The 24,926-nt window shown below is 69.7% G+C and carries 25 protein-coding genes; 17 read left to right on the forward strand and 8 right to left on the reverse strand.

Going from position 1 to position 24,926, the window contains the following annotated elements; all coding sequences use genetic code 11:
- The 6 genes from N5079_RS34445 to N5079_RS34470 all read left to right on the forward strand — a co-directional run.
- Positions 1–618: HNH endonuclease signature motif containing protein (locus tag N5079_RS34445; RefSeq protein ID WP_261588417.1), on the forward strand; the 618-nt coding region annotated here is incomplete at its 5' end.
- A gap of 208 nt (positions 619–826) precedes the next feature.
- Positions 827–1,891, forward strand: a complete 1,065-nt coding sequence (locus N5079_RS34450; RefSeq protein ID WP_261588418.1) for an amidohydrolase family protein — start codon at positions 827–829, stop codon at positions 1,889–1,891.
- 102 nt (positions 1,892–1,993) lie between these two features.
- Positions 1,994–2,383: a hypothetical protein gene (locus N5079_RS34455; protein ID WP_261588419.1), complete on the forward strand. Its 390-nt coding sequence runs from the start codon at positions 1,994–1,996 to the stop codon at positions 2,381–2,383.
- 370 nt (positions 2,384–2,753) lie between these two features.
- Entirely contained in the window at positions 2,754–5,507 is a 2,754-nt protein-coding gene (locus N5079_RS34460) for an ATP-binding protein (protein WP_261588420.1), read from the forward strand.
- A 176-nt stretch (positions 5,508–5,683) separates the two neighbouring features.
- Positions 5,684–6,517: an alpha/beta hydrolase gene (locus N5079_RS34465; protein WP_261588421.1), complete on the forward strand. Its 834-nt coding sequence runs from the start codon at positions 5,684–5,686 to the stop codon at positions 6,515–6,517.
- A 436-nt stretch (positions 6,518–6,953) separates the two neighbouring features.
- Positions 6,954–7,892 carry a putative protein N(5)-glutamine methyltransferase gene (locus tag N5079_RS34470; RefSeq protein ID WP_261588422.1) on the forward strand — a complete coding sequence of 313 codons (939 nt, stop codon included), beginning with the start codon at positions 6,954–6,956 and terminating at the stop codon, positions 7,890–7,892.
- A gap of 15 nt (positions 7,893–7,907) precedes the next feature.
- Here N5079_RS34470 and N5079_RS34475 read toward each other — a convergent pair whose 3' ends face one another.
- Positions 7,908–8,249 (reverse strand): MmcQ/YjbR family DNA-binding protein, encoded by a 342-nt coding sequence (locus tag N5079_RS34475; protein WP_410007857.1) that lies wholly within the window; start codon positions 8,247–8,249, stop codon positions 7,908–7,910.
- A 347-nt stretch (positions 8,250–8,596) separates the two neighbouring features.
- On the opposite strand from N5079_RS34475, the gene N5079_RS34480 reads away from it, so the two are divergent.
- Together N5079_RS34480 and N5079_RS34485 are read left to right on the forward strand one after the other, a co-directional pair.
- Complete coding sequence (locus tag N5079_RS34480) at positions 8,597–9,118, forward strand: DUF5709 domain-containing protein (protein ID WP_261588424.1); 522 nt, start codon at positions 8,597–8,599, stop codon at positions 9,116–9,118.
- Positions 9,119–9,240: 122 nt separating this feature from the next.
- A complete protein-coding gene (locus tag N5079_RS34485) occupies positions 9,241–9,561 on the forward strand; it encodes a tetratricopeptide repeat protein (RefSeq protein WP_261588425.1) in 321 nt (106 codons plus the stop codon).
- A gap of 227 nt (positions 9,562–9,788) precedes the next feature.
- On the opposite strand, the gene N5079_RS34490 is transcribed toward N5079_RS34485, so the two are convergent.
- From N5079_RS34490 to N5079_RS34515, 6 genes are all read right to left on the reverse strand, one after another.
- Positions 9,789–10,862 (reverse strand): MBL fold metallo-hydrolase, encoded by a 1,074-nt coding sequence (locus N5079_RS34490; protein ID WP_261588426.1) that lies wholly within the window; start codon positions 10,860–10,862, stop codon positions 9,789–9,791.
- Between the two features lie 39 nt (positions 10,863–10,901).
- Complete coding sequence (locus tag N5079_RS34495; RefSeq protein WP_261588427.1) at positions 10,902–11,888, reverse strand: alpha/beta fold hydrolase; 987 nt, start codon at positions 11,886–11,888, stop codon at positions 10,902–10,904.
- Positions 11,889–12,249: 361 nt separating this feature from the next.
- A complete protein-coding gene (locus tag N5079_RS34500; protein WP_261588428.1) occupies positions 12,250–13,278 on the reverse strand; it encodes a C40 family peptidase in 1,029 nt (342 codons plus the stop codon).
- A 35-nt stretch (positions 13,279–13,313) separates the two neighbouring features.
- Complete coding sequence (locus tag N5079_RS34505) at positions 13,314–13,799, reverse strand: poly-gamma-glutamate biosynthesis protein PgsC/CapC (protein ID WP_261588429.1); 486 nt, start codon at positions 13,797–13,799, stop codon at positions 13,314–13,316.
- Positions 13,796–14,998, reverse strand: coding sequence for a poly-gamma-glutamate synthase PgsB (gene pgsB, locus N5079_RS34510; protein WP_261588430.1), 1,203 nt, complete (start codon positions 14,996–14,998; stop codon positions 13,796–13,798). The genes N5079_RS34505 and pgsB overlap by 4 nt, the downstream gene beginning before the upstream one ends.
- A complete protein-coding gene (locus N5079_RS34515) occupies positions 14,998–16,071 on the reverse strand; it encodes a HAMP domain-containing protein (RefSeq protein ID WP_261588431.1) in 1,074 nt (357 codons plus the stop codon). Before N5079_RS34515 ends, pgsB begins: the two co-directional genes overlap by 1 nt.
- A gap of 1,158 nt (positions 16,072–17,229) precedes the next feature.
- Here N5079_RS34515 and N5079_RS34520 point away from each other — a divergent pair.
- From N5079_RS34520 to N5079_RS34540, 5 genes are all read left to right on the forward strand, one after another.
- Positions 17,230–17,400, forward strand: coding sequence for a hypothetical protein (locus N5079_RS34520; protein WP_261588432.1), 171 nt, complete (start codon positions 17,230–17,232; stop codon positions 17,398–17,400).
- A gap of 4 nt (positions 17,401–17,404) precedes the next feature.
- Positions 17,405–17,767 carry a hypothetical protein gene (locus N5079_RS34525; RefSeq protein WP_261588433.1) on the forward strand — a complete coding sequence of 121 codons (363 nt, stop codon included), beginning with the start codon at positions 17,405–17,407 and terminating at the stop codon, positions 17,765–17,767.
- 209 nt (positions 17,768–17,976) lie between these two features.
- Positions 17,977–18,369 carry a PPOX class F420-dependent oxidoreductase gene (locus tag N5079_RS34530; protein WP_261588434.1) on the forward strand — a complete coding sequence of 131 codons (393 nt, stop codon included), beginning with the start codon at positions 17,977–17,979 and terminating at the stop codon, positions 18,367–18,369.
- Positions 18,370–19,037: 668 nt separating this feature from the next.
- Complete coding sequence (locus tag N5079_RS34535; protein ID WP_261588435.1) at positions 19,038–19,196, forward strand: hypothetical protein; 159 nt, start codon at positions 19,038–19,040, stop codon at positions 19,194–19,196.
- A gap of 246 nt (positions 19,197–19,442) precedes the next feature.
- On the forward strand, positions 19,443–20,051 hold the full coding sequence (locus tag N5079_RS34540) for a LuxR C-terminal-related transcriptional regulator (RefSeq protein ID WP_261588436.1): 609 nt from the start codon (positions 19,443–19,445) through the stop codon (positions 20,049–20,051).
- Positions 20,052–20,084: 33 nt separating this feature from the next.
- Here the strand turns inward: N5079_RS34540 and N5079_RS34545 are convergent, their stop codons facing one another.
- Positions 20,085–20,966 (reverse strand): inositol monophosphatase family protein, encoded by an 882-nt coding sequence (locus tag N5079_RS34545; RefSeq protein ID WP_261588437.1) that lies wholly within the window; start codon positions 20,964–20,966, stop codon positions 20,085–20,087.
- Between the two features lie 582 nt (positions 20,967–21,548).
- On the opposite strand from N5079_RS34545, the gene N5079_RS34550 reads away from it, so the two are divergent.
- From N5079_RS34550 to N5079_RS34565, 4 genes are read left to right on the forward strand one after another with little or no spacing between them, the layout of a single operon-like run.
- Positions 21,549–21,794, forward strand: a complete 246-nt coding sequence (locus tag N5079_RS34550) for an acyl carrier protein (protein WP_261588438.1) — start codon at positions 21,549–21,551, stop codon at positions 21,792–21,794.
- A gap of 37 nt (positions 21,795–21,831) precedes the next feature.
- Positions 21,832–22,797: a hypothetical protein gene (locus tag N5079_RS34555; protein WP_261588439.1), complete on the forward strand. Its 966-nt coding sequence runs from the start codon at positions 21,832–21,834 to the stop codon at positions 22,795–22,797.
- A complete protein-coding gene (locus tag N5079_RS34560; protein ID WP_261588440.1) occupies positions 22,790–23,995 on the forward strand; it encodes a beta-ketoacyl synthase N-terminal-like domain-containing protein in 1,206 nt (401 codons plus the stop codon). The genes N5079_RS34555 and N5079_RS34560 overlap by 8 nt, the downstream gene beginning before the upstream one ends.
- 57 nt (positions 23,996–24,052) lie before the next feature.
- Positions 24,053–24,883, forward strand: coding sequence for an enoyl-CoA hydratase/isomerase family protein (locus N5079_RS34565; protein WP_261588441.1), 831 nt, complete (start codon positions 24,053–24,055; stop codon positions 24,881–24,883).
- The last annotated feature ends 43 nt before the right edge of the window (positions 24,884–24,926 follow it).

The following is a 24,926-nucleotide window of genomic DNA, read 5'->3' on the forward strand; positions in this document are numbered from 1 at the left end:
TCCACCGGGGAAGATGCCGGACGTGGGACTGCGGAAACCAGCGTGGACACGAGCGCGGAGGCGGGTGCCGGTGCGGACGCTGCCGGTGCCGGTGAGGGGACGGGGGCGGGTGCGGACGCTGGCGGTGGCGCGGTTGAGGGGGCGGGTGAGGGGGTGGGGGATGCGGCGTGTGGGAGGTGTGGGCACCACCCCGACCGGCTCGCGCCCGGGCTGCTGATCGCGACCGGGCAACTGCTGCCGATCTCCGATGTGCATCGGCTGGCCCGCACCTCTCGCCTGGTCCGCATGGTGGTGGACGCCAAGGGGCAGGTCCTGAACATGGGCCGCGCGGTACGGCTGGCCACCGCCGCCCAACGCCAGGCGTTGATCGCCCGCTACGCCACCTGCTACTGCGACGGCTGCGCGATCCCCGCCGACATGGCCGAGATCGACCACGTCAACGGGTGGATCAACGGCGGCGGCACCGACCTGGAGGACATGGCCCCCGCCTGCACCTGGCACAACCGGGACAAAGCCGCCCACCCCGACCGCTACACCACCCACCGCCACCCCGACGGCACCTGGAGCCTCACCCACCTCGGCAGAAAAGGCCGCTACGCCGCCCGATTCCGAAACTGAGCAGCAACTGGGCGGCCGCAAGCCCTGAACCACGCACCGGGCCCTGCCGACGCCCGCGTGGTCTTGCTCCACCATGCACACCGCCGCAGGTCAACGAAGCTGTCGCACGCTGAACTGTGGGGAGAAGGACCTGCATGAACACGTCGAGTCGGGGGGCGCTATGAGGGCGGCGAGCAGGGGTGGTCCTGGGGCGGCGGGGGCGTTGCGGGTGCGTGGTGTCGCACTGCCGTCCGAAGAGGCCGCCGAGTTCTGGATCACGGAAGGCGTGCTGACATGTGAGCCGGTCCGCGACGCCACGACTGTCGTGGACGGTGGCTGGCTGCTGCCCGGGCTGGTGGACGCGCACACGCATCCGGGCGCCGAGCGGCCGGGCGATCCCCTCGACGGGAGGCTGCTCCGGCGTCATGGCCGGGAGCACCTGGCGGCGGGCGTGACGCTGTTACGCGTGCCCGGCTCGGCGGATCGCCTGCCGGCCTGGTTCGGTACGGAGCCGGACCAGCCGCGTGTCGTGTCGGCCGGCCATTGGCTGGGCCTGCCGGGCATGTTCTACGAAGGCTGGGCGCGGCAGGTCGGCCAGGCGGAGTTGGCTCACGCGGCGGTCGAGGAGGCTCTCGCGTCCGGCGGTTGGTGCAAGGTCTACGCGGACTGGGTGGTGGACGAGAAGGGTCTCGACGCGCCGCCTCTGTCCGCTGACCTTCTCGGGGACCTGACCCGGCGGGTGCATGCCGTAGGAGGGCGTGTCGCCGTTCACGCGCAGACGGCAGAGGGCGCCCGGGCCGCGGTGGAGGCACGGGTGGACAGCCTGGAACACGGACTCGGCCTTGACACGGCGCTTTTGGACAGGATGGCCGAGCAGAAGACGGCTCTCGTGCCGACGTTCACCGTCTGGGCCACGTTCGAGGAGGTCGCCCGAGTATCGGGCTCTGATCGGTTCCGGGACTGGTTCCGGTCGGCGCACGCGCGTCTGGGACCCCTGGTGGCCGCCGCGTACGACGCGGGTGTGACGGTGCTGGCCGGGACCGACAGCTATGGGACGCCGGAACTCCCGCATGGGACGGTGGCCGGCGAAGTGCGGCTTCTCGCGACGGCGTCCATGCCGCCGGAGGCCGCGGTTGGAGCGGCGTCGTGGACGGCGCGGTCCTTCCTCGGCTTCCCGGGCCTCGAACCGGGCGCTCCCGCCGATCTGGTGGCCTATGACCGGGATCCGCGCACTGATCTGAGTGTCCTGGACAGCCCGATGCGGGTGATCCACCGTGGCCGCGTCGTCCGATGACAGCACCGCTGTTGCCATGGCTTTCCCGGCTTTCCGGTGACCGGCGACGGGCGTAGCGTCGGAACTGACGGGAGAGTTCGGTTACGACGTGGGGGAGTCGTCATGAACATCTACACCGTTGAACTCAAAAACCAACCTGGTGAGCTGGCCCACGTGTGCGAGGTGCTCGGCCACAGCGGTGTCAACATCGAATGCGCCGGAACGACCACGGGCGACCATGGAACCATCTGCTTCGTCGCGTCCGACGAGGCGGCGGCCGCCGCGGCCTTGGAGGGCGCCGGCATCGACTTCACCGCGCATCCCGCGCTCCAGGTCAGGTGCCCGGACCAGCCCGGTGAGGTGGCCAAGTTCGCGCGGAGGCTGGCGAACGCCAACGTCAACGTGAACTGGCTGCTGCCCGTGTCGATCTGCCAGGGCGAAGTCCTCTTCGCGCTGTGCCCCGACAAGGTCGACGAGGCGCGGTCCGCGCTGGGCGATCAGGCCTTCGGGTAGGTCACGCGCCGCGACGGACCGGACGCGCGCGCTCCGACCGCAGTCCCGGCCGGTCGCGGCGGCTTTCAGCCCGCATCGCGATCTTGCCCGGTCGCGCCGGCCTTCACAGCCCCGCATAGCGGTTCCGGCCGGTCGCGGCGGCGTTCACAGGTTCCGATGGTGGTCGCGGCGGGCGTCCCCGATCATGATCAGGCCGGTCGCGGCACGCCCACAACCCCAAGCCGCCGGTTACGGCAAGCCCGCCGTAAAGAGGTGTCCCGGGCGTCCGGCATGGCCTTGCCGGCCTGGTGGTCCGGCGGCCGGCGGTGTCCTCCTGGGGGGCGGTGAACTGTCGATAAAGTGGCGGAATGTCCCCCGTGAGACGATGCCCATGAACGGGCGTGCTCGGCGCCTTGTCGGACGTGACCACGAACTGGGTGTCCTGCGCGACCTCCTCTCCACCGCCCCCACAGCCAGGCGTGTGATCTTCCTTCGGGGGGACGCCGGCGTAGGCAAGAGCAGCCTTCTCGAGGCGGCCGCGGATCTCGCCGCCGAACGCGGAATGCGGACGCTGCACGCCTCCGGAGTGGAAGGCGAGACCACACTGCCGTACGCGGCGCTCCACCAACTCCTCCATCCCGTCCGGCGGCACATCGGCGACCTGAGCGAAGAGCACAGGAGCGCCCTGGAGCGGGCTCTTGGGCAGGTCTCCGGGGCAGCGCCAGACGCGATGACGATCGGCAGTGCCGTTCTCGACCTTCTGGCCCTGACGGCGTCCGAACAGCCACTGTTCCTGATCATTGACGACGTCCACTGGTTCGACCGGCCGAGCGCGGAGACCTGTGCGTTCGTGTTCCGGAGGCTCGCCGACTACGAGATCGTCACTGCCCTGGCGGCGCGTTCGGACGTGGAGACGCCGTTCGACAGCGCCCGTCTCCCCGAGCTGGAGATCTCCGCGCTTCCGGAGAGCGAGGCGGCCGATCTGCTGGCCTTCGCCCATCCCGAGCTCGGCCCCGACGCCCGCAGGGAGGTGCTCGAACAAGCCCAGGGCAACCCGCTGGCGCTTGAGGAGCTGCCTCGCGCCTTCGCCGATGGTCGCGTCAGCGGTGATGACCTGCTGCCGGCCGGTGTCCCGCTCTCCCGTCGCCTTGAGGCCGTCTACGGCCGCAGAGTGCGCGATCTGTCCGACTCGACGCGGCTCCGGCTGCTCAGAGCCGCGCTGGACGGCATGCGGGCCGGAAACGCCCCGCGCAGCCGTACGACGGCCCAGTACCGGCTGCGGGACGTCGACGAGGCGATCGAGATGGGCCTGCTGGTGACGGACCCGCGCGAGAGCGCGATGGCGTTCAGGCATCCGCTCGTGCGGTCGGCGATCGCGCAGATGGCGACGCCGAACGAGCGGCGGGCCGCCCACGCGGACCTCGCGGAGGTCTACCGGCATGACCCGGAACGGCGCGCCTGGCACCTGGCGGCGGCCACGCTCGACCCGGACGAGTCGGTGGCGGCGGCGCTGGAGAAGGCCGCCCGCATCGCGACCCTCCGCGGCGGCTCGACGGCGGCGGTCGCGGCGCTCACCCGGGCGGCCGAGCTGAGCCCCAGGAACGCGGACCGGTCGCGACGGCTGGCCGACGCGGCCTACATCGCCGGGCAGTCGGCCCAGCTCGACCAGGCCCAGCGGCTGCTTGAGGAGTCGGACCGGGCCGTCGGGGCGGTTGAGTCGGCGGCGTCCGCCGTGACGTCGGCATACCTGGCGCTGTATCGCTACGGTGACGTCGTCTCCGCGCACCGCGGGCTCTTGCACGCCCTCCGCCGCGAGGGCGGCGGCGCCGATCCGGAGACGCTGTCGCGCCTGCTGCACGTGCTGCTCGCGGTGAGCCATTTCGCCTGCGACCCGCAGCTGTGGGCGCTGACCGACGCGGAGTTCGACCGGTTCGCCGACCGCGTCGAGCCCCTCACGCTGCTCTACCGGGACTCATGGGGCGACCTCGTCCACCGTGGTTTCACCGTACGGGCCCGTCTGGAGGAGGCTTTCGCCGAGCTGTCGAGCGGGGAGCCGTGGGACGTCATGCGGCTGACCGTGTCGGCGTTCTACGTCGACATGCTGGCGGAATGCCGGCCGGCCCTGCGCAGGATGGTGGAGCGCGAGGGCGAGGCCGGCGCGATCACCAACGTCATGACCATGCTCCATGTCGTCATGCTCGACCAGATCGGGTCGGGACACTGGGACGAGGCCGAAGCCACCGGCCGCAGGGGCCTTGAGATGACCATCCGCCACGGCTATGAGCTGTTCGCCCACCAGTTCCGCAGTTACCTCGGCGTCATCGCGGCCTCGCGGGGCGACCTGGAGCAGGCCCGCGAGCTGCGCGACACCGTCGAAAGCTGGGCGCGCCCGCGCGGCATCGGCCTGCTCACCCAGTTCCACGACCTCATCGGGACGCTGGCGGCCCTGGGGGCGGGCGACTACGAGACGGCCTACCTGCACGCCTCCAGCGTGACGCAGCCGGGCATCTTCACGCCGTACTCCCACCAGGCGCCCCGCATGCTGCTCGACCTGGTCGAGGCGGCCCTGCACACGGGCCGATCCGAGCAGGCCCGGCGGCACGCGCTCGCCGCCGAAGAGGCGAGACTTGGGGAGATCTCCCCGCGCCTGGAACTGCTCACGCTCGGCTCCCTGGCCATGACCGCGCCTGACGATCAGGCCCGCGAGCTGTACGAACAGGCCCTCGCGCGGCCCGCGGGCGGTCGCTTCCCGTTTGAGCAGGCGCGGATCCGGCTCGCCTACGGCGTCTGGTTGCGGCGCCTGCACGCCAACGGCGCCGCCCGTGAGGCGCTGCACCTCGCCCAGGAGGCCTTCGCCCGGCTCGGCGCGCGCCCATGGCTGGCACGGGCGCAGCTCGAGCTGCGCGCCACCGGGGCCGGCGTACGGTCCGGAAACGGCAACCGGCCGCAGCTCACGGCGCAGGAGAAGGAGATCGCCGAGCTCGCGGCGACGGGGCTGAGCAACAAGGAGATCGGCGCCCGGCTGTTCCTGTCGCCCCGCACCGTCGGGTCGCATCTCTACAAGATCTTCCCGAAGCTCGGGATCACCTCCCGGGCCTCACTCCGCGACGCGCTCGCCGCGATGGACGGACAGCAGGAGGAATAGGGGGGCCATAAACGAGAGCCATCGGGACGTGACCCGTCATGCGCCAGTCATTTGACCGTGTCGCCGGGCATGACGGTCGGCGGAACCTTGAGTCATCAGCGAGCCGGCCGAAAGCCGGATAGAAAGCCGCGAAAGCCGGCAGCGAAAGCCCGGACACGACTCAAGGAGACGGCATCATGTCGGAGACCCGCACCCCCGTCCTGTTCATCCACGGCCTCTGGCTCCACGCGACCTCGTGGCGGCCCTGGATGGACGTCTTCAGCGCCCAGGGCTACGACCCGATCGCGCCGGGCTGGCCCGGCGAGTCCCCCATGGTCGCCGAGGCTCGCGAGACCCCCGAGGCCGTGGCGGGAGTCGGCATCGACGTCGTCGTCGAGCACTACGCGCACACCATCAGGGCGCTGGAGCAGGCGCCCATCCTCGTCGGCCACTCCTTCGGCGGCCTGATCGCCCAGAAGCTCCTCGGCATGGGGTACGGCAGTGCGGCCGTCGCCATCGACCCGGCGCAGATCAAGGGCGTCAAGCCGCTGCCGCTCGCGCAGCTCCGCTCGGGCTTCCCCGTCCTCGGCAACCCGGCCAACCGCAAGCGCGCGGTCTCCCTCACCGCCGCCCAGTTCCGCTTCGGCTTCGGCAACGCGATCTCGGAGAAGGAGTCGAACGAGCTGTACGCACGGTGGACGATCCCCTCGCCGGGGCGTCCTCTGTTCGAGGCGGCGTTCGCGAACTTCAGCTCGCACTCGCCCGCCGCCGTCGACACGGCCAACGCGACCCGAGGACCGCTGCTGCTGATCTCCGGGCAGAAGGACCACACCGTCCCGGACGTGGTGACCCGCGCCGCCTTCAAGCTGTACGGCGACTCGCCCGCCGTCACCGAGCTGAAGCAGTTCGCCGATCGCGGCCACTCGCTGACCATCGACAGCGGCTGGTACGAGGTGGCCGACTACACCCTCGGCTGGCTCGCCCGGCAGGGCTTCGGAGCCGGGACGGGCGCCGGCCGAGTCGCCCTCTGATGGATCGCCGCCGGCGAGGCGCCGACCTCCGCCGCGGTGGGGCCGGCGGGACCGGGCCGATTCTCGCTCGATCATCTGCTCGGGCACCGGCTCAACCGCTGGTAGGTGATCCCGCCGGCGTTCGCTGTCAGCGGCGGGGGCGCCACCGCCGTCATCCGTCGCCGGACGGCGTTCGTGACCCGGGCCGGGGCAGGCCAAGAGCCCCGAGCCGGAGCCCTCGACGGTCAGCTGATAGCGGTCAGGTGAAGCTGCGGTGGGGGGCTGTGCCGGGGCGGCGATTCGGCTCGGGTAGTGTGGCCGTCCTCAGCAGTGCACGGACCTAGGAGGTGAGACCCATTACCGCTCTATCAGGCTGGGTGCTCTCATCTCACGGCTGTGCGGTCGACCCGATATAGGTGACCGAGGGAGCGCCCATCGGCGTTCCGAAAGGTGCTCCATGTCGGTTTCCCCCTCATATCCCCGATCCCTCGTCATCACCAGGCTTCGCGCCGCCGGTTGCGTCTTCGCTGAGGACGAGGCGCGGTTGCTCATCTCCACGGCACGCACGCCGGCCGATCTCGCCGCCATGGTGGACCGGCGCGTCGCGGGCCTGCCCCTCGAACACGTCCTCGGCTGGGCCGAGTTCTGCGGCCTGCGGATAGCCGTCGACCCAGGGGTCTTCGTCCCCCGCCGCCGCACCGAGTTCCTCGTCCACGAAGCCGTCGCCATCGCCCGCCATGCCGCCGACCACACCGGCTCCGCCGGTTCCGCCGGTTCCGCCGACTCCGCGGGATCCGTAGGTGAGGCATCCGGCCGGTCAACGGTCGTCGTCGTCGATCTGTGCTGCGGCTCGGGCGCGGTGGGCGCCGCGCTGACCGCGGCCCTGGACCAAGTCGACCGTCACGCTGTCGACCGTCACGCTGTCGAGCTCCACGCCGTCGACATCGACCCCGCAGCCGTACGGTGTGCCCGCCGGAACGTCGCCGCCGCCGGTGGCCACGTGTACGAAGGCGACCTCTACGAGCCGCTGCCCGCAACGCTGCGAGGCCGGGTCGGCATCCTGGTCGCCAGCGCGCCGTACGTGCCGACTGGGGCGATCAGGCTGCTCCCTCCGGAGGCCCGCATCCATGAGCCTCCGGTCGCGCTCGACGGTGGCGCCGACGGGCTTGACGTAGTGCGCCGGGTGGCCGCCGCCGCGCCACTATGGCTGGCGCCGGGCGGCTGCCTGCTGGTCGAGACGAGCGAAGGCCAGGCGCGGGAGACCGCCGAGATCGTCGCCCGCAACGGGCTGATCCCGAGAACGGCCGGCTCCACCGAGCTGAACGCCAGCGTTGTCATCGGAACGATGCCCGTCCTTGACGGCGGACCCGCGGCCGGTCCCGTCCTTCGGACATGAGGGAATCGTGGACGGTCAGAGGTGCCGGCCGGCCCGGGGGCCCGGGCCGCCGCCCTCGTGGGCGTCCACCAGCTGCTTGGGGGCCGTCAGGCACCATGCCTCGGTGACCAGCTCGAACAGCTCATCGGCATCGATCTTCGCCAGATGCACCACCACCCAGCCGAACCGGCCTGCGGTGAACTGGACCTCGAACACCTCCGGACGCTCCGCGACGAGCGCGATCTGCTCCTCGATCGTCGCCTTGAGCCCTACGGTCTCCGTATTCTCCCACAGGTAACCGAAACCCTTGCCCCGCACCTTCAGAGAGATCCAACTGTCGCTGTCGGTCTGGACGACCTCGGGCAGTTTGGCCAGCATCTCCAGGAACTCGTCCACGCTCACGCCCATGCCACACATGTATCAGACGGCTCCGACACAACGCCTCCCCTTGCGGACCAGTGTGAACACCGAGCCACCGGCGTGCGCGACCCCGACCGCGATTCAATCGAGATACGCACCTACGCTCAGGAGTCGTGACATGTCGGGACGCTCACTCGTAGCCCCGACTGCCGGGGTGGGTCGGGCGGGACTCCGGATAACTTGACATGATTGGTCGCCGCACACCCCTGTTCACGCGGGGCTCACGGAATCACTACGGAATCACTCCTGAAGCACTGCCAATCACTGCCCAATAACTACTGATCACTACTGCCGAAAGGCTTGCCATGGCCATCGAAGACGACGAGTTCCAGGAAGACGTCCAGGAAGACGTCCAGGAGGACATGATCGAGGACGACGGGGTGCTGGAGCCCTCCGACTCCCTGCTGACCGATGACCTTGACGACGATCCGCTCAACACAGGTCTGACCGCAGCCGAGCGCTGGTCGGCCGGACAGAGGTACGGCACGACCGCCGCCGAGGCCGCCGAGGGCGAGTCCCTCGACCAGTTGCTGGCCGAGGAGGAGCCCGAGCTGGACCCGGCCCGGCTCGCCGGCCGATGGGACGACGAGGAGCCGCGCAGCGGCAGGCTGGTCGGCGAGGACGGCGACCGCTCGGGTGAGCTGCTCGGTCGTGACGTGGGCATCGACGCCGGCGCCGCGAGCGCCGAAGAGGCCGCGGTGCACCTCACTGACGAGGACGCGGACCGGGACGCCGAGCTGGACGACGCCGTTGACGAGGACCTCGAGACGGCCGTCGCGAACCTCGCCGCCGACCAGGCCCGCGACTCCGACTCCTCCGACGGCTGAGCAGGGCCCCCGAAGACTGGGTCGTCCCCGGCATGTGAGGTGCGGCCGCGTCCTTACACCCGCGGAATAGTTGAGCGCTCAAACGGTGTTGGGGGCTGGCGACACCGCAGGAAGGAGCGACCATGAACACGACTACGCTCGCCGAGGAGTACCGGCGCGGGGTGCTGTTCTTCGAGGCGAAGGACTACATCACGGCCGCTCGGATCCTGGCCGGCGTCGTCGCCGAGGACCCGGGCAACCTGTCCGTACGGCTGCTCCTCGCTCGCGCGTACTACCACTCGGCTCAGCTCGGCAGGGCAGAGGCCGAGCTGCGCCGGGTGCTGGAGCAGGAGCCGGCCGAGGCGTACGCCCACCTGCTGCTCGGCCGTACCCTGCAGCGGCAGAACAGAGGGTCCGAGGCCCTGCCGCACGTGCGCATGCACGCCGTGATGACCGGCAGCTGAACGCGGGAAATGATTCTGCTCGACGCCGAGACCGGCGAGGAGGTCGAGCCGGTCGTGGTCGGCAGGGCGACCGGGCGCCGCGTCGACGGCGATGATCTCGTCTTCACCGCCGGTCCCGCCATGGTGAGGCTATGCGCGCCCGCTACGCCGACACTGCCAAGCGCCGGTCCTGAACGGACGAGGTGGACACCGCCATAAGTAGATCGGCGGTGTCCACCGTACGGACCTCAGGGGTGGATGCCGAACGGGCCGAGCAGGCCCGAGTCGATCCGTAGTGATTCCAGCATGGTGAAGGCGTTGTCGACCGTGTAGACGTCCGCGGCGGCCAGAGTCCCGGTGTACTTGGCGACCACCGGGGCGGCCGCTTGCTGCGCGACGGCGTTGAGGTACGTCTTGAAGATCGCCCAACCGTTTCCCGCCGGTCCGTACTTCTGGAAGAACGGCGTCGGATCCACAGTGGCCATCGCGTCCCGGGTGCTGGCCTCCAGGTCGGCGATGTACTGCCGCTGCAGGTGGCCGTCGGCGCGGACACCGAGGCGGCCGAGATGCCCGCCCACCAGGGTCTTCCACGGATAGTTCATGGCCACGTCGTGCGCGCCCACCCAGCCGGGGATGTCCTGGGAGACGGCGAGGTTCGTGAACGGCACCCAGCCGGGGTAGATCACGTCCGCCACCATCAGGGTCTCCTGGTCGGGGGCGTAGACGAAGATGTTGTCCGGCGAGTGGTTCGGGCCGTGGTAAGTGAGCTCCAGCCGCTCGCCGCCGACCCGAAGGACGTAACGGTCGTCGAACGTCACCGTGGGCGCGGGCCGGTTCGGGTCCCCGTCGCGGCGGAGAAGCGTACGGGTCTCGGCGTGACCGATACGGACGACGTCCTTGCCGAAGATGACCGAGGCTCCGATGTGGTCGGCATGGGAGTGCGAGTAGACCAGGTGGGTCACCGTGCTCGGCCTGCCGTTGGCCTGGGTGACCTCCTCGATGGCGCGCAGCAGATTGCGCCCGATGGTCGGCGGCGCGTCCACGAGCACGACGCCCTGCCGGGTGGTGAGGAACATCGCCTGGTAGTAGCCGTCGGTGACCCAGTAGAGGTTGCCCTTGATCTGGCCGACGTAGTAGCCCTGGGCGTTGAGCGCCGGCCCCAGCGACGCCGAAGGTATCGCCGCATAGTCGGGCAGGTCGGTGGCGTCCGCCGCCTCGGCGCGGCCCGCGAACAGGCCGGCGGTGACGGGTATCGCCGCGGCGGCCGTGGCGCGTGCGAGGAAGGTCCGCCGGGTCGCCTGCGCGTGACGCTGAGATGTCATCACATCGTTCTTTCTGTACGTGATCGGGGGGCGTCAGGCTCAGGCCAGGAAGTCGAGTAGCTTGCGGGTCATCTCCTCCGGGTGCTCCTCGTAGATCCAGTGGCCGGAGTCGGTGATGACATCGCCCTTGACGTTCTTGGCGTACTGCTTGACCTGGTCGGGGACGAACCGGCCGAGGCTGTGGTCGGCCCCCAGCGCCAGGACGGGCATGCGGAGCTTGTGCCGCGCGAAGCCCTTGTTGTCGGCGACGTCCTGGTTCAGGGCGCGGAACCATTCGAAGCTCGCTTTGAGCTTGCGGTCGTCGCGCAGGTTTCCGGCGTACTCCCGGATGGCGGCGGGGTCGGCCGCGCGGTCCTTGTGGACGGCGATCAGGCTGATGAACTTCTTGACCCACAGCCGCTCGCGGCCCTCGATGATCTGCTCGGGCAGGCCGTTGAGGACGCTGAAGAATCCGAAGTTCCAGACGCCCGGCCCCTGCGGGGTCAGCGCGGGGAAGTTGTAGATGCTCTTGTCGGGGATGGGCGCCTCGCTGAGCACGAGCTTGGCGACCCGGTCCTGGTGCTGGACGGCGTAGGAGTAGGCCACCATCGTCCCGATGTCGTGACCGACGAGGTTGATGTGGTGGTCCAGGCCGAGCTTGGTGAGCAGGCCGTGCAGGTCGGCGGCCATCGTCTTCTTGTCGTAGCCGCCCTCAGGGGCACTGGAGCCGCCGGCGCCGCGCAGGTCGGGGGCGATGACGGTGTAGTGCTCGGCGAGGGCCGGCATGATCCCGCGCCACTCGTACCAGCTCTCGGGATAGCCGTGCAGCAGCACGAGCGTCTGCCCGTGCCCGCCGCGCACGTAGTTGACGGTGATGCCGTTGACGTGGGCCTGACGCTCGGCGAAGCCCGCGGGCACACGCGGGTCGGCATGGCCCGCCGCCGTGGGAGCGGCCTGCCGCGACACGACGGCGTCTGCTGACGGAGCGATGGCGGTGATCCCCAGCGTGGCGAGTAGAACGGTCGCGGGGAGGGCGGTGCGGCGCATGTGGCCTTCTTTCAGGTACGGAAATCTGTCAAGTACGGAGAGCGCGGCTGACGCTGAACGCGGGCAGGCCGCGCGTACGGCTCGCCGGCGGGACGCCGTCTTCCCGACGGCGTTCACATAAAGGACCGTACGAATCAGGTCGATAGGAGCGCTTAAGTCACTTGACTGGTGGCCGTACTGGTGCGCCGACTGCCGGCTCCTCCGCCGCCGGCCCGCCACTGCCCCGTGAGAAGCCTTCCGCCCTCGACACAAGGCGCCGAGCCCCCCGAAAGACGCTCGGCGCCGCAGGCCAAAGCGCCGAGCCCCCCGAAAACGCTCCGCGCCGCACGTCGGCTGCCCGCCTGAGAGCGGGCAGTCACATTCACAGTCGTCGCGCGGCGCGGAAGCCTTGGCCGTACAGGCCCACCCGGCTGTCGAGAACCGACCGGCCACCGATGTCGCCCATGGTCGGGCCGTTGGCGGTCTTACGGCTGGAGATGAAGCGATGGTGTCCCTGTGAGTCGAGGCCGAGGTAGATGGCGGAGTGATCGATGTCGTCGCCGTCGTTCGGGCTGACGTTGAAGAACAGCAGGTCTCCCGGCTGGAGCCGGGTGTAGTCCGTGGCCCGTCGGTGCCTGTCGGGGACGATGACGACGCCCGGGCCCTTCTCCGCCATGAAGATGGCCCTGCGCGGCAGGGCCCGGCCAGTCGCCGGCTTGAATTCCAGGGGATATCCCGAGCGATAGCCGTACACCATGCGCAGGAAGCCGGAGCAGTCCATGGAGTTGTGGAACTGGGACCTCGGCTCGCGGACGAAACGGCCGTAGGTCCAGCGAACCCCCAGGTAGTCGTTGAAGTCGGCGGCCTCCACCCGCTCGTCGTCGCCCTGCGGGCCGTAGTCGGCCTCGCCCGCGTATCGCAGGCCCTTGCCGTCGCGCAGGGTGGGCGCGCCGTCAAGGTACTGGGCGGCGATGTCCAGCACGTCAGGGGCCTGGCTGTTCCGCGCGGCGGCGAACCACCTGGTGAACCAGTCCTCCCTCTCGGCTCCGCTGTGCCATGGGCGCGGGGCGAGGCGGACGTGCGCGCGGGTGGTCACGGTCGCCCCCGTCGCCTTGGGCTCGGCGAAGGTGCGCTCGACGCCGATGAACACCACGGTGCGGGCGCCGTCGGTCAGCATCGCGAGGGTCCGCCCGTCGCCGTCCCTGACGATCGTGCGGTGCTGGCGGGCGTACCGTTCGAAGGTGAGCTCACCGCCACCGCTGCTCCGCCACGCGAAGCCGCAGGCCAGGGCCGCGCCGATGACGATCAGCGCGGCGATCAGCGGCTTCCGCCACCGGAAGCGCCGACTCGTGACGGCGGACCGCAGCGGTTCGAGCATCACCTGGTCGTGCCGTGTCGATTTGGGTCTCATCGCTCCTTCGCCTCACCGAGTCGCGCTGCCGTAGGTCACCAGGGCAGGAAGAGCAGCAGTCCGCCGACCAGGACGGCATAGGTCAGCCCCGTGACGGTGAGGGCGGCCGTCGCGGTGGCCACTACGGGCTGCCGGAGGAACTGGTAGGCGATGAGCCCCGGCACGATGAAGCCGAGTGTCTGGTAGCCGAACAGCAGCGGATGCTCCCTTATCAGGAACAGCGAGAGCGTCATCTGCAGCAGCACGCCGAGCATGACGACGCCGGCGAACAGCCGCTTGCCGTACAGAATGATCACCTTGCGCGCGGCGACGGCTCCACCCCAGGTCAGCACAGTGATCGCGATGATCATGGCGATCCGGCGCCAGTCCTCCAGCAGTGTGATCGCCAGCCAGGCCGGGGTGATCATCCCTCCGGGGGACAGGTTGGTGAGCAGGTAGCAGCACAGCCCGAACAGCAGCCCGATGGCCAGGCCCAGGGTGGCGGCCTCGGCGGGCAGGTCGGTGGGCAGGGAGGGGATCACCGTGCCTCCAGGGGCGTGGGCAGGTGGCGAAGGGATTCGAGATGCTCCAGCAGCCGCTCGCCCTGACCGTGGATGTTGCCGATCGCGATCAGCGAGGTGTTGCCCGTGACGTATCTCGTGATGTTGTGCCAGATGTCGGCGGGATCCCGATCCGGCCCGCCGAGGTCCAGGACGCGGCCCCGCCAGTCCGCCGGGACCGCGTCCAGAGCCGACTTGGTCGGATGCCCGATGAGGACGAGGATGTCGGTGTCGAGCTCGGCCACGAGGCGGCTCATCTGGGCGTTGCGGGCGATCCGGTCGGGACGGCAGTTGATCAGTGTCATGAACGGTGGCTTGATCTTTCCGGCCGCGGCGAGCTGGCGGAAGTTCATGACGGTCGACTGCGGATCGTTGGCCGCGAAGATGTTCGCCAGCCGTACGGTGCCGTCCTCGGTGTGGTAGTCCTCGACCGACGGCACGCCCGGGTCGGGCGGGGCGGCGTACATCCCCCGCAACGCCGCCTCCCGGCCGACGCCCAGCTCGGCGGCCACCGCGAGGGCGATCGCCACGTTCTCCTTGAACGCCAGGTACGGAAAACCGGCCATCTCGTCACCGGTGACCTCGGACGGATCCACCGCCACGAGCCTGCAGCCGCGCCTGGCGGCCTCGCGCTCCAGCACCGCGCGGCGATCCCGCTCGGCGGTCACGCAAACCCCGCCGGCCGGCATCGAGCGGGCCAGTGACCTGGCCACGTCGTCCAGTGTGGGGCCCATCTCCTCGAGATGGTCCTCACGCACGTTGCTGAGGACGCCGATCGTGGAGCGGACCAGCACCTCCTGGTTGAGCTCCTGCAGCGCGGGCTGGATCGCCATGCACTCCATCACCAGGACGTCCGGTTCGGCGGCGGCGGCGCGGCGCACCACGCCGATCTGCTCCACGACGTTCGCGATCCCGAACTTGCGGTAGACCGGCTCCTCGGTGGAGTCAGGATGGATGAACCGCGCCGCGGTGCCCGTGGTCTTCGCCACCACGCCGAGGTCCCCGGCGCGGAGCGCGCCCGCGACCAGACGGGTGATCGAGCTCTTGCCGCGGATGCCGTTGACGAGGATGCGCACCGGGATCTCGGCCAGGTGGCGCTGATGGCCGCGGCGCTCGACCAGGCCGGCCACGAAAAGCACGCCCACGGAGAAGGCGAAGACCCCGTACAGGTAGTAGACCATCACAACTCCCTTCCGGGCGGCAGGCTCAGCCGCCGGTCAAGGCCCGGCCCGGCGGCCGGTGCGGCGTCGCGGATCAGGGCGACCCGGACGCCTTCGAGCGCGCGGGCGGCCAGGCCCAGCTCGTCGTATCGGCGGACCTCCACCCGGGTGCTCAGATCACCGGCCGCGAGGCGCTCGGCGTCACGCACCAGCCGGCGGAGCGGGCGCAGCCAGATCACGTACAGCCAGCCGAAGGCGCCGACGGTCACCACCGTGGTCGCCAGGGCCGCGAGAAGGGCCTGGTCTCGGGTGCGGCTCCCCGGGAGGCCCACGGTGTCGGCGTTCCGCGCGATCACCAGTCTCCACAGCGGTCCGGGCCACCTGCCCCTCCCGCGTATCGGCACGGACACCACGATTTGCTGCGAGCCCGCCTGACCGAGCAGCGACACCTGTGACCTGGCCGCCGGAGAGAGGGCCGCGGCGCGCAGCTCTGGCGTCGCGAGCTGCTGGAACGCCGTGAAACCAGCGGTCGAGTAGATGACCTCGCCCCTTGAGTTGACCACCCACGCCGTCGCCGTCCCTCTTACGTGGACCGCGCGCCGCAGGCCGGTCAGGTCGTACTCGCCGACGGCGACCGCCCGCCCGTTCTTGCCGAAGCCCAGCGGCGCGTAGTGCAAGGTCACCGGCACGTGGTCGATGTCGATCGCGTCGGTGGTGCCGGCGCTCGTCGGCACCACCGGAAGGCGGTCGGGGTGCGGTTGGCCGCCCGCCTGGGCGAGCAGGCGTCCGCTCGTGTCGATGACATACACGCTGCGGTACGGGTTGTGCCGCTTGCTCTGGAAGTCCCTTAACCGCTCGTCGAACGAGGCCGGGTCGGCCGCCCGCGACAGGTCGTCCGCGAGTTCGTCCAGGTCTCGTTCGGCGAAGCGCAGGACCATGCGCACGAGCCGGGCCTTGGAGATGGTGGACGATCGCTGGCCGTTCAGCACCATCGCCGGAACGGGGCTCCCCGGGTCGAGCCGGCCCCCGACGACCAGCTCCGCTCCCGCGATGGTCAGCAGTGCCAGGAGCCCGCACACCCATGGAACCCACACGGACGACGCCAGCCGTCGAACGCCACTCCGGCGCGTCGACCTGCGAATGTTCACCGCGTCCCATCTGAGAAGGTTCCGAGGGGCACGGAGGCGGTCACGTCCGCCGTTTGCGGCCCTCCTCCGAGGGCGTACGCGTGTGCTGTCCCGCATGGGGCTCTCCCAGTTGCCTCAGGTCGCCAGGAGTGGGGTGTCCATGGAGCGCGGCACGAGGCCATGGACGACCCGGGACGCGCGCCGTGGGCGGGCGCGCGCCCCGGGGGCAATAGTTAGGAAGGTTTCCTAACGAGCCCCTAGGTAACCATCGGCTTGTCAGGTGCGCAAGGGCCCTCCCGCGTCCCCGGGCGGCCGAAGTTGCCCTGCCCGCGGAGTTTGGATCGTTCCTGCTAGGGCTTATATCGGATGGTTATGAAAAAATTTCCCGACTCGGCTGGTAAAGTCCAAAGCTTCGGGGAGTCACCGCGCTTGAAGTGCGCGGAGGGGATGTAGTGAATCTTCCTGACTTACCGTCTCCACGTGTCGGATGGCAGCGGGTGCGGCGGGCCGCGTGGCCGTACGCCGCGGAGCTCTTCTCCGACACCACCACCAAGGTCCACGTCGGCCGGACCCCCACCAAGCTCGCTGGACGTGACCGCATCCAGCGGTGATCTTCGCCTACGAGTCTGGCCTCGTGGTCCTCGGTCAGGGTGCCGTATTTATGGACGGCAGAAAGCCGTCGGGTGTCGAGGTTGCGGTAAATGCCTGATTAAAGGCGCTGGAACAGCGGCGCTTGATGAGGCGCGCTTGCGGGCGCGCTTGGTATGTCGAAAATCGCATCAAAGGTTGATTTGTTGTGATGACACAGGGCAATCCGCGAAGGTGGTGGATTTTTGCCGTCTTGTGTTTCGCCGTGATCGGTCGATGGGGTGCGGGTTGGGGGTCTGTCCGTCGTCGCGTTCACCGCGATCACCTACGGCATGATCTCGGTTCCGCGCGACGGGTGGGGCTCGGCCGACGCCCTGATCGGCCTCGGCGGCGGTGCGGCCACCCTGGCCCTCTTCCTGGCCAGGCAGGCCCTGGCCCGGCATCCGATGGTGGACCTGGCGATCCTGCGCAATCCCAGGTTCATCGGCGCCAGCGGTTCGGGGTCAACGGCATGCTGTACGGCGTCAGCCTGGCGTCATGGCCGTCTACGGTCCCAAGGGCGGCTACCTGCCGATCGCCGTGACGCTCGTGGTGTTCGGCGTCGGGATGGGGCTGGCCACCCCGCTGACCAACGACGTCCTCATGAGCTCGGGCCCGAAGGAGCGCTCGGGTCTGCTGTCAGCGATGAACGACACCGTGCAGGAGTGACACCGTGCAGGAGTTGGGCTCCGCCTTCGGCGTCGCCATCATCGGCAGCATCCTGGCCGCGGCCTACACCGCCGCCCTGCCCGCCGCCCTGCCCGCCGCCCTGCCCGCCGTCCTGCCGGCGGCCGCCCGGGAGTCGCTGAGCGGCGCGTTGGGCGTGGCACGGACGAGCCCTGGGGAGGCGGCCTCCATCGTGTCGGCCGGCAGGGCGGCGTTCGCACACGCGCTCACGAGCTCGGCCTGGTGGTGTGCGGCGATACTCGCCGTCGGCGCGGTGGCCACGCTGTTCCTGCTGCCGTCCCGGGTCCCGTCCGATGCCGAGCCCGAACGGGACTCCTCCATCCTCGTCTCCAACACGGAAGGGGCCTGACGGACGGAGCACCGGTTGGTTTCCCGATGGTTGAGCCTCGATCGGGGCCGGCCTGCGGGTCTAACGGCGGGTCCTGCGATGATCGATGGGTTATCGAGGGCCCAAGGGTCGCTGGAACATCACCTGGTGAAGCCGCGCACATCGGCCCCCTTCACCGGAGCGGCCCGCGAGATCGGCCCCTTGTGCAACCAGCAAGCTGAGAGAACGTCGTGGAACTCACCGAAGAACTGATCGCCCTGCTGCGCCGGCCGAGTGTCTGCTACCTCGCCACGTCGATGGCCGACGGTTCGCCCCAGGTGACCCAGACCTGGGTCGACACCGATGGCGAGCACGTCCTCATCAACAGCGTGCGGAGCCACGTGAAGACCAGGAACATCGAGCGGGACCCGCGCGTGGCGGTCGCCATATCGCATCCGGACAACCCTTCGCGCTACTTCCAGGTGCGAGGCCGGGTGGTCGATGTCACCACCAAGGGCGCTGCGGACCATATCGAGATGCTCGCCCACAAATACCTCGGCAAGCCGTACCCGTGGTACGGCGGGCGCGACCAGGTGCGCGTCATCTTCGTCATCAAGCCCGAGAAGATCAGCGGCGTGGGGTGACACCCGCCTTGGTGGAGATGAGCCGGTGGGATCAGCCGGTGGGATGACCGGTTTTCGGCCCCGCTATATTCATCCACCTGAATTCCCAGATAGACGCCGGTGCGTACGGCGTGGCGGCGAATGGGCTGCTCACTGCGCCCTTGACTGCTCCGCTGGCGCGCCGGTAGCCTCCACGGCATCGATAGGAAGCCTTACTTACAAACAGCTGCCATTCGCTAGCGGGCTGTGATGTACACGATCTGGCTGTCCTTGAGGGGGGCCGTTGCGGGAAGAGTTTCTCGGTGAGCCAATTTGGCTTTGCGACGGACGTGCCGGAGTTGTGCTCCGGCGGTCACAATGGCACGGCGGACGCGACCTGACGGTCGAAGGCACTTCATTCACTCGATGCCCTGAGAGAACGGGACTCCGCGAGCCTGTTCTGCCGGGCAGGGCATCTCGATGACCGGTTATCCCGACTACGCGGCCTTCCACGACGCGATCGTGCGGCACGCGTGGTGATTGTCACCGTTGGGCGGCTCTTCACCGGAGCGCCTGCGGAAAGGCTCCTGATCCCCCGGGCGTCCGCGCGGCGGCAGGGGCCTTTGATGAGCGCGATTCTCGACATTGACAGGTCCTGTGGATGAACGGCCGGCGGTTGACTGGCCGCCACCGGCCGGGGGAGGTTTCCGTTGACGAGTATGTCGGGCAGCGCGCGCCGTGAGGCGGCGAACGGCCGCGTGGGCCGAGGCGAGGACAAGGCGTTCGAGCGCTTTGTGACAACGCTCGGGATGGACGTCTCACAGGAGATGGTCGCGGGCACACCGATGCGTATCGTCGCCGCGACTTAGGACACATCCTTCGCGTCGGAGCATTCGACGCACAGGTCGGCACCTGGCACCGGCTTCGTCATCCGGCCGGTCTTCGCGCAGGCCGGAAGGAGCCCACCCATCGATGCAAAGAAAAGCACGGAGGAAATCGTGGACCTCCCCATTGTTCATGTCGTGGTGTTCATCAATGATGAATTGTTACGCCTAGGTTTACAGACGTTGCTTCCGACGCTTTCTCTCGCCATCAAGGCGGAATACCCCGGCGACGTGCGTGAGCTGCATCGGGTGCTGGAGCATTCGCAGGCCGACGTGGTCCTGTCGACACCGGACAGCATGGCCGACGTCGAGCTCACGGCGAACAGGCCGAACGAGCCGGACGGGCGGGACGGGCGGGACGGGCGGGACAGGGCGGACGGGCCGGAGGGGGCGGACGGCGCCGTCCCGAGGACGTTGCTGCTGATCGATGAACACGAGGTCTCGGTCGGGTTCGACGTCGCCGCGAGCCCTGCCGACGGCTATCTCATCCGGCAGAAGCTGAAGGCCGACGCACTGGAACGGGCTCTCGTGCAGCTCGCGTCGGGAGAGATGCCACTCCCGGCTGATCTCGGGCGGATGCTGATCGGCCGCGGCCGTGGACGTGGTACGGCTCTCGCGCTCGGCTCCGCGCGGCTCACCTTCCGGGAGCAGGAGGCGCTGGCCCATCTCGCCCACGGGCTGAGCAACCGGCAGATCGCCACCCGCATGAGGATCTCCGAGCATGGCGCGAAGCGCCTGGTGAGCAGCCTGCTGCTGAAGCTCGGTGCGACCAATCGCACGGCCGCCGTGGTCACGGCCATCAAGTACGGACTCGTGGAGGGCACCGCGCCGAGCAACTGACCGCTCCATCAGTCGGAGAGCAAACAGGAGCAACTAGTGCGTGGCGAGGGTGGGGAGTCCGCTCATCTCCCGCACCAGCAGGCGGCCGAGCGCGTCGCACGACGGGAGCCAGGCGACGAAGCCCCCCGGCGCACCCGGCCGCCGGGGCCCCGGGAACTCGGTGAACCGTCCGCCGGCCGCCGTCACCAGGACCCGCCCCGCCGCGATGTCCCAGGGAAACACGTCGGCGTTGGCCGCCACGTCGGCGCGTCCGGCGGCGACATAGGCCAACGCCAGTGCGGAGCTGCCGATCCGGCGCACGTCCGCGGCGTCAAGCATCTGGCAGAAGAGGTTCAGCTCGGCGCTGTCGGCCGTACCAGCCGTGGGGATGTCGGTCAGCAGCATCGGCAGGCGGCCCCCGGCCGGGTCCGCCACCACGTCATCCATCCTGCCGTGTTCCGCGCTGCCGTGTTCCGCCGCTCCGTCGGCTGCCGGACCGTGGCCGGCGGGAACGGACAGCGGTGCGCCGTTCAGCCGTAGCCCGTGGGCGTCGGCGCTGAACAGCTCGTCGCGGACCGGGTCGTACACGCAGCCGCCGACCGGGACGCCCGCCCGCTGAATCCCGATGGAGACGCAGAAGAGCGGAATGCCGCGGGCGAAGTTGTGGGTGCCGTCGATCGGATCGACGTACCACGTCAGGTCTCCGGCGCCGCTCGCCCCGTCTTCCTCGCCGACGACGACGCTGCCGGGGAAGGCGTCGGCCAGATCCCGCCTGATCATCTTCTCCGCGGCGGCGTCGCACTCGGTGACCAGGTCGTACCGGCCGCTCTTCGTGCTCAGGCGGGAAGGCCGTGAGAAGGAGTCGGCGAGATAGGCTCCCGCGCGCCGGCATGCGCTCGCCGCGACCTCGACCAGATCATCCGCGCGTCCGTCCACGGCGGTCATTATAGGAAGACGCCCACCGGGCGGTCGTCGTACCGCGTCCTTCATGCCGGGAGGACGTGGCAGTGGGCCAGGGCAGGTCCGGCTCGACAGGGCAACGGGACGGTCCTGTGTCCTTCCGTGGCTCGCTGAAAGGCGATTCCGCATATCGGTGACGATCCGGGCGCACCCGACGGGATGGAAGTCGAGAGGAGGAACCCGCGTCCCCTGGGCTGGATTAGCCGTGCGGTCATCGTCCACCTTCGTGTCGGGAAACGCGCTTCCGTCAGCCCGTGTGGAAGGCCACCTCGTGCGTGTGATTCTTCCACGGCGGCTGAGACCTGCGCTTCGATGACGAACGGCTCCCCTCGCGCGCGACATGATCGAGATCGGACGGGGGCGGTTCGGGTATGCCCTTTGGGCCGCACGTCTGTGCTTGGCCGCCGAGCCGACGCGCCTGAATACTCCCTTGAGAGGGGTAGTGACGAGTTCCGGTCAGTACGACGTCCCGCCTGCGTGGTCGTCGGACCAGCGCAGGGACAGTGCCGTCGCGCGGATGCCTGGCCGTCCTCGTGCGATGAACAAGGGAAAGGCGCCGTGAATACAGCCGTTCATCCGAAGATCGCCGCCATCCTGCGGCGGATCGGTCAGCTCCCGGAGTCAACCGAGATCACCCCCGGCCAGAAGTTGCAGGACGACCTGGGCATCGACTCTCTCAAGCTCATCGATGTGGTGGTCAACGTCGAGGAGGAGTTGGGCGTTGTCCTGGACGACGAAGACATCCACGGGTTCGGGACTGTGGGCGATATCGACAGATATGTCGCCGGATTGACCGGTAGCTAGGCCGTTCGGCGGCGACAAGAGTCGCGTGGGGAGTCGCGTGTTTCAGTTCAACCTGAGCAGTGTCGCGTTGCTGGCCATGGAGGACCCCGATCAGCCGGATGTCGACCCCGAGAAGTTGCCGGGGGATCTCTGGGATGTCGTCGGCACGGGTGGAGACCAGTTCCGGGACTGGTTCACCCGGTTGTGCCTGTACATGGTGCTGAGCGGAGCTGACCCGTCCCGGCCGCGCACCCACGACACCGTGGTGATCGGCACGGAGTACGGCAACACCGCCGCGGTCGCCAAGCTCCAGCGGGACGCGGCCGAGCAGGGCCGCCGCCTGTCCGCTCAGGCCTTTCCGCAGGCCCACAGCAGCTCGGCGTCCGCGTCCGTCAGCCTGACGCTCGGCGCGACCGGGCGGAGCGTCACGCTCAACGCGGGGCAGCTGACTCCGGTGTTGTCGCTCTGGCAGGTGCTCTCGGCCTTCGCGAACGGCGGGTCGAGCACGGGCCATCTCCTCGTCGGTGACGTGTACTCGGCGGAGGCGCTCCTCGACGCGCGGCACGACGGCGTGGACCTTCGCTGCCGATCGGGTGTGGCGCATGGCGTGTTCACCGCGGGCGACGAGCTCACGGCCAGATTCGAGTTCACCACCGATGAGCAGCGTGTCACCGATGAGCAGCAGGCCGCCGATGAGCAGCGGGCCGCCGATGAGCAGCGGGCCGCCGATGAGCAGCGGGCCGCCGATGAGCAGAGTGTCGCCAATGAGCAGCGTGCGGCACGTCCTGGCGGTTACGCCTGGCTGCGGGACGACGAGGACGGCCGATCTCCGTCGGCGGCCGGCGACTCACCGGTGGAGCGCAACGGCGCCTTCGTGACGGCGGAGTTCCTGCGCCTCGTGCGCGGCCTGCGACCGGCGCAGAGTGCAGTGCTCCGCTGCCAGAGCGGGGACGGGCGTCGAGCCGCGGTCACCGTGTCCCGGAAGGCGGTCACCGTGTCCCGGAAGGACGACAGCGATGGATGACCGGATCTTCGTCACCGGACTCGGCATGATCTCCCCGGCGGGCGCCGGTGTGGCGCCGTTCTGGGCTGATCTGTGCGCCGCGCGGCGCAGATTCGAGGAGCTGACCCCGCTCTACGCGGGCATGAAACCGGGCGTCCTCGGTGCCCGGGTGCCGGAGGCTGCGCGTACGGTCGCGCTGGAGCGGATCACCGAGACGAGCCGGGCAAGGCCGCGCGCCGCCTCGATCTTCGCCGAATACGCCGCCCTGGAGGCGATCGCGGACGCCGGGCTGGCGCCGGGCGATCCTGGATTGCGGAATGCGGTGGTCTGCGTCGGGACCAACGACGGTCAGGCCGACGTGCTCGAGGACCTGGTGGCCGGGCGGAGGGACATCACGGGCAGCGGCGGACTGTCCAGCTACTCCATCGCGGACGGTGTGGCCCGCGCGGTGGGCGCGGCCGGGCCGGTCTTTACCCTGCACAACACCTGCGCCTCGTCCAACGTGGCGCTGTCCTGCGCACTGGAGATGCTCCGGGCCGGAGTCGCGGACACGGCCGTGGTGGGCGGCTGCGACGCGTACTCGGAGAAGAACATCATCGGCTTCAGCAGCCTCCACGCCATCGGCCCCGTGGGCTGCCAGCCGTTCAGCCGCGGTCGTCGTTTCGTCACACCGTCGGAGGGCGCGGGAATCATGGTTCTGCGGACCGGACGCGCCGCCGCCGCCGGCGGCCGCCGGCCGTACGCCGAGTTGTTGACCGTGGCCGTGAACAACGACGCCCGCCATCCCACCGCGCCGGACCCGGAGGGCGTGGTGGACTGCCACCGCCGCGCCCTGGACCAGTGCGGACTCAAGGCGGACGACATCGACGCCGTCTTCGCGCACGGCACGGGCAGCCGGGCCAACGACAGCACCGAAGGTGCGATCTTCGCCGAGACGTATCCACGCGCGGCCATCACGGCGATCAAGGGCACCGTCGGTCACCTGATGGGCGGGGCCGGCGCGGCGGGGGCGGTCGCGGCCTGTCTGGCGCTGGAAGAGCGGCTGGTGCCGCCGACCGCGGTCGATCCCGCCGATGTCGAACTCGACATCGACCTGGTCACCGGCGCGCCCCGTGCCGTACCGGAGCTGCGTTACGTCCAGAACAACGCATTCGGGTTCGGCGGATACAACGCCATCGCCATCTTCGGCGCGGCCTCCCCAGGGGCCGGCGATGGCTGACACCGCCGGGACCAGCGCGGTGCCGGATGCCCGGATGAGCACGTGCCGGAGGCCCGGATGAGCGCTGTGCCGGAGGCCCGGGTCGGCGCTGTGCCGGAGGCTCTGTCCGCGGAGATGTCGCCGGTACGGCTGGCCTTCGACGGGCCGCTCGCCGTCCTCACGCTGAACAGGCCGCCCGCGAACCTGTTCGACACCGCCATGCTGCGCGCGTTTTCCGACGCGGTGGACTGGCTGGCCGCCAACTCCCCGCGGGGCCTTCTGGTACGCGCTGACGGGCGTGTCGTCAGCGCGGGCCTGGACGTCGAGATCTTCAATGAGGTGCCGCCTGACGAGGCCGCGGCGTTCTGGTCGGCCCACCTCGGCGCGGTCCAGGCGCTGGAGAGGCTGCCGTGCCCGACCGTGTTCGCGGCGCACTCCCTCACCCTCACCGCAGCCTTCGAGATCGCTCTTGCCTGCGATCTCATCGTCGCGACACGGTCCGCGCGTTTCGGGCTGGTCGAGCGGAAGGTCGCCTTCACGCCGGCGATGGGCGGCACCCAGCGTCTGGCCCAGCGCGCCGGCGTCGGGCGCGCCTGCGAGCTCGTGATGACCGGTGATGTGTATCGCGGCGAGACACTCGCTGAGTGGGGCGTCGTCAACGCCCTCTTCCCGGCGGACTCGTTCCACGGCGACGCGCACGCCTACGCGATGAGGCTGGCCACCGGCCCGACCCGGGCCCACGCGGCGACGAAGCAAATCCTGCGTGGTTTCCAGTCCGGCGGTGTGGCGAGGTCGGATGAAATGCTGCCGAAGGTGGCGGCCGACCTGGTGCGGACTCGGGACCACCGTCGCGCCGTCGCTGCCTTCATCGAGCACGGGCCGGACCACACCACCAGCTACGACGGGTAGGGCGCCGGTCAAGGAACTGTGCATGATCACGATCTGGGGGACG

The organism is Planotetraspora sp. A-T 1434 (assembly GCF_025420585.1).
Classification (GTDB): domain Bacteria; phylum Actinomycetota; class Actinomycetes; order Streptosporangiales; family Streptosporangiaceae; genus JAOEGB01.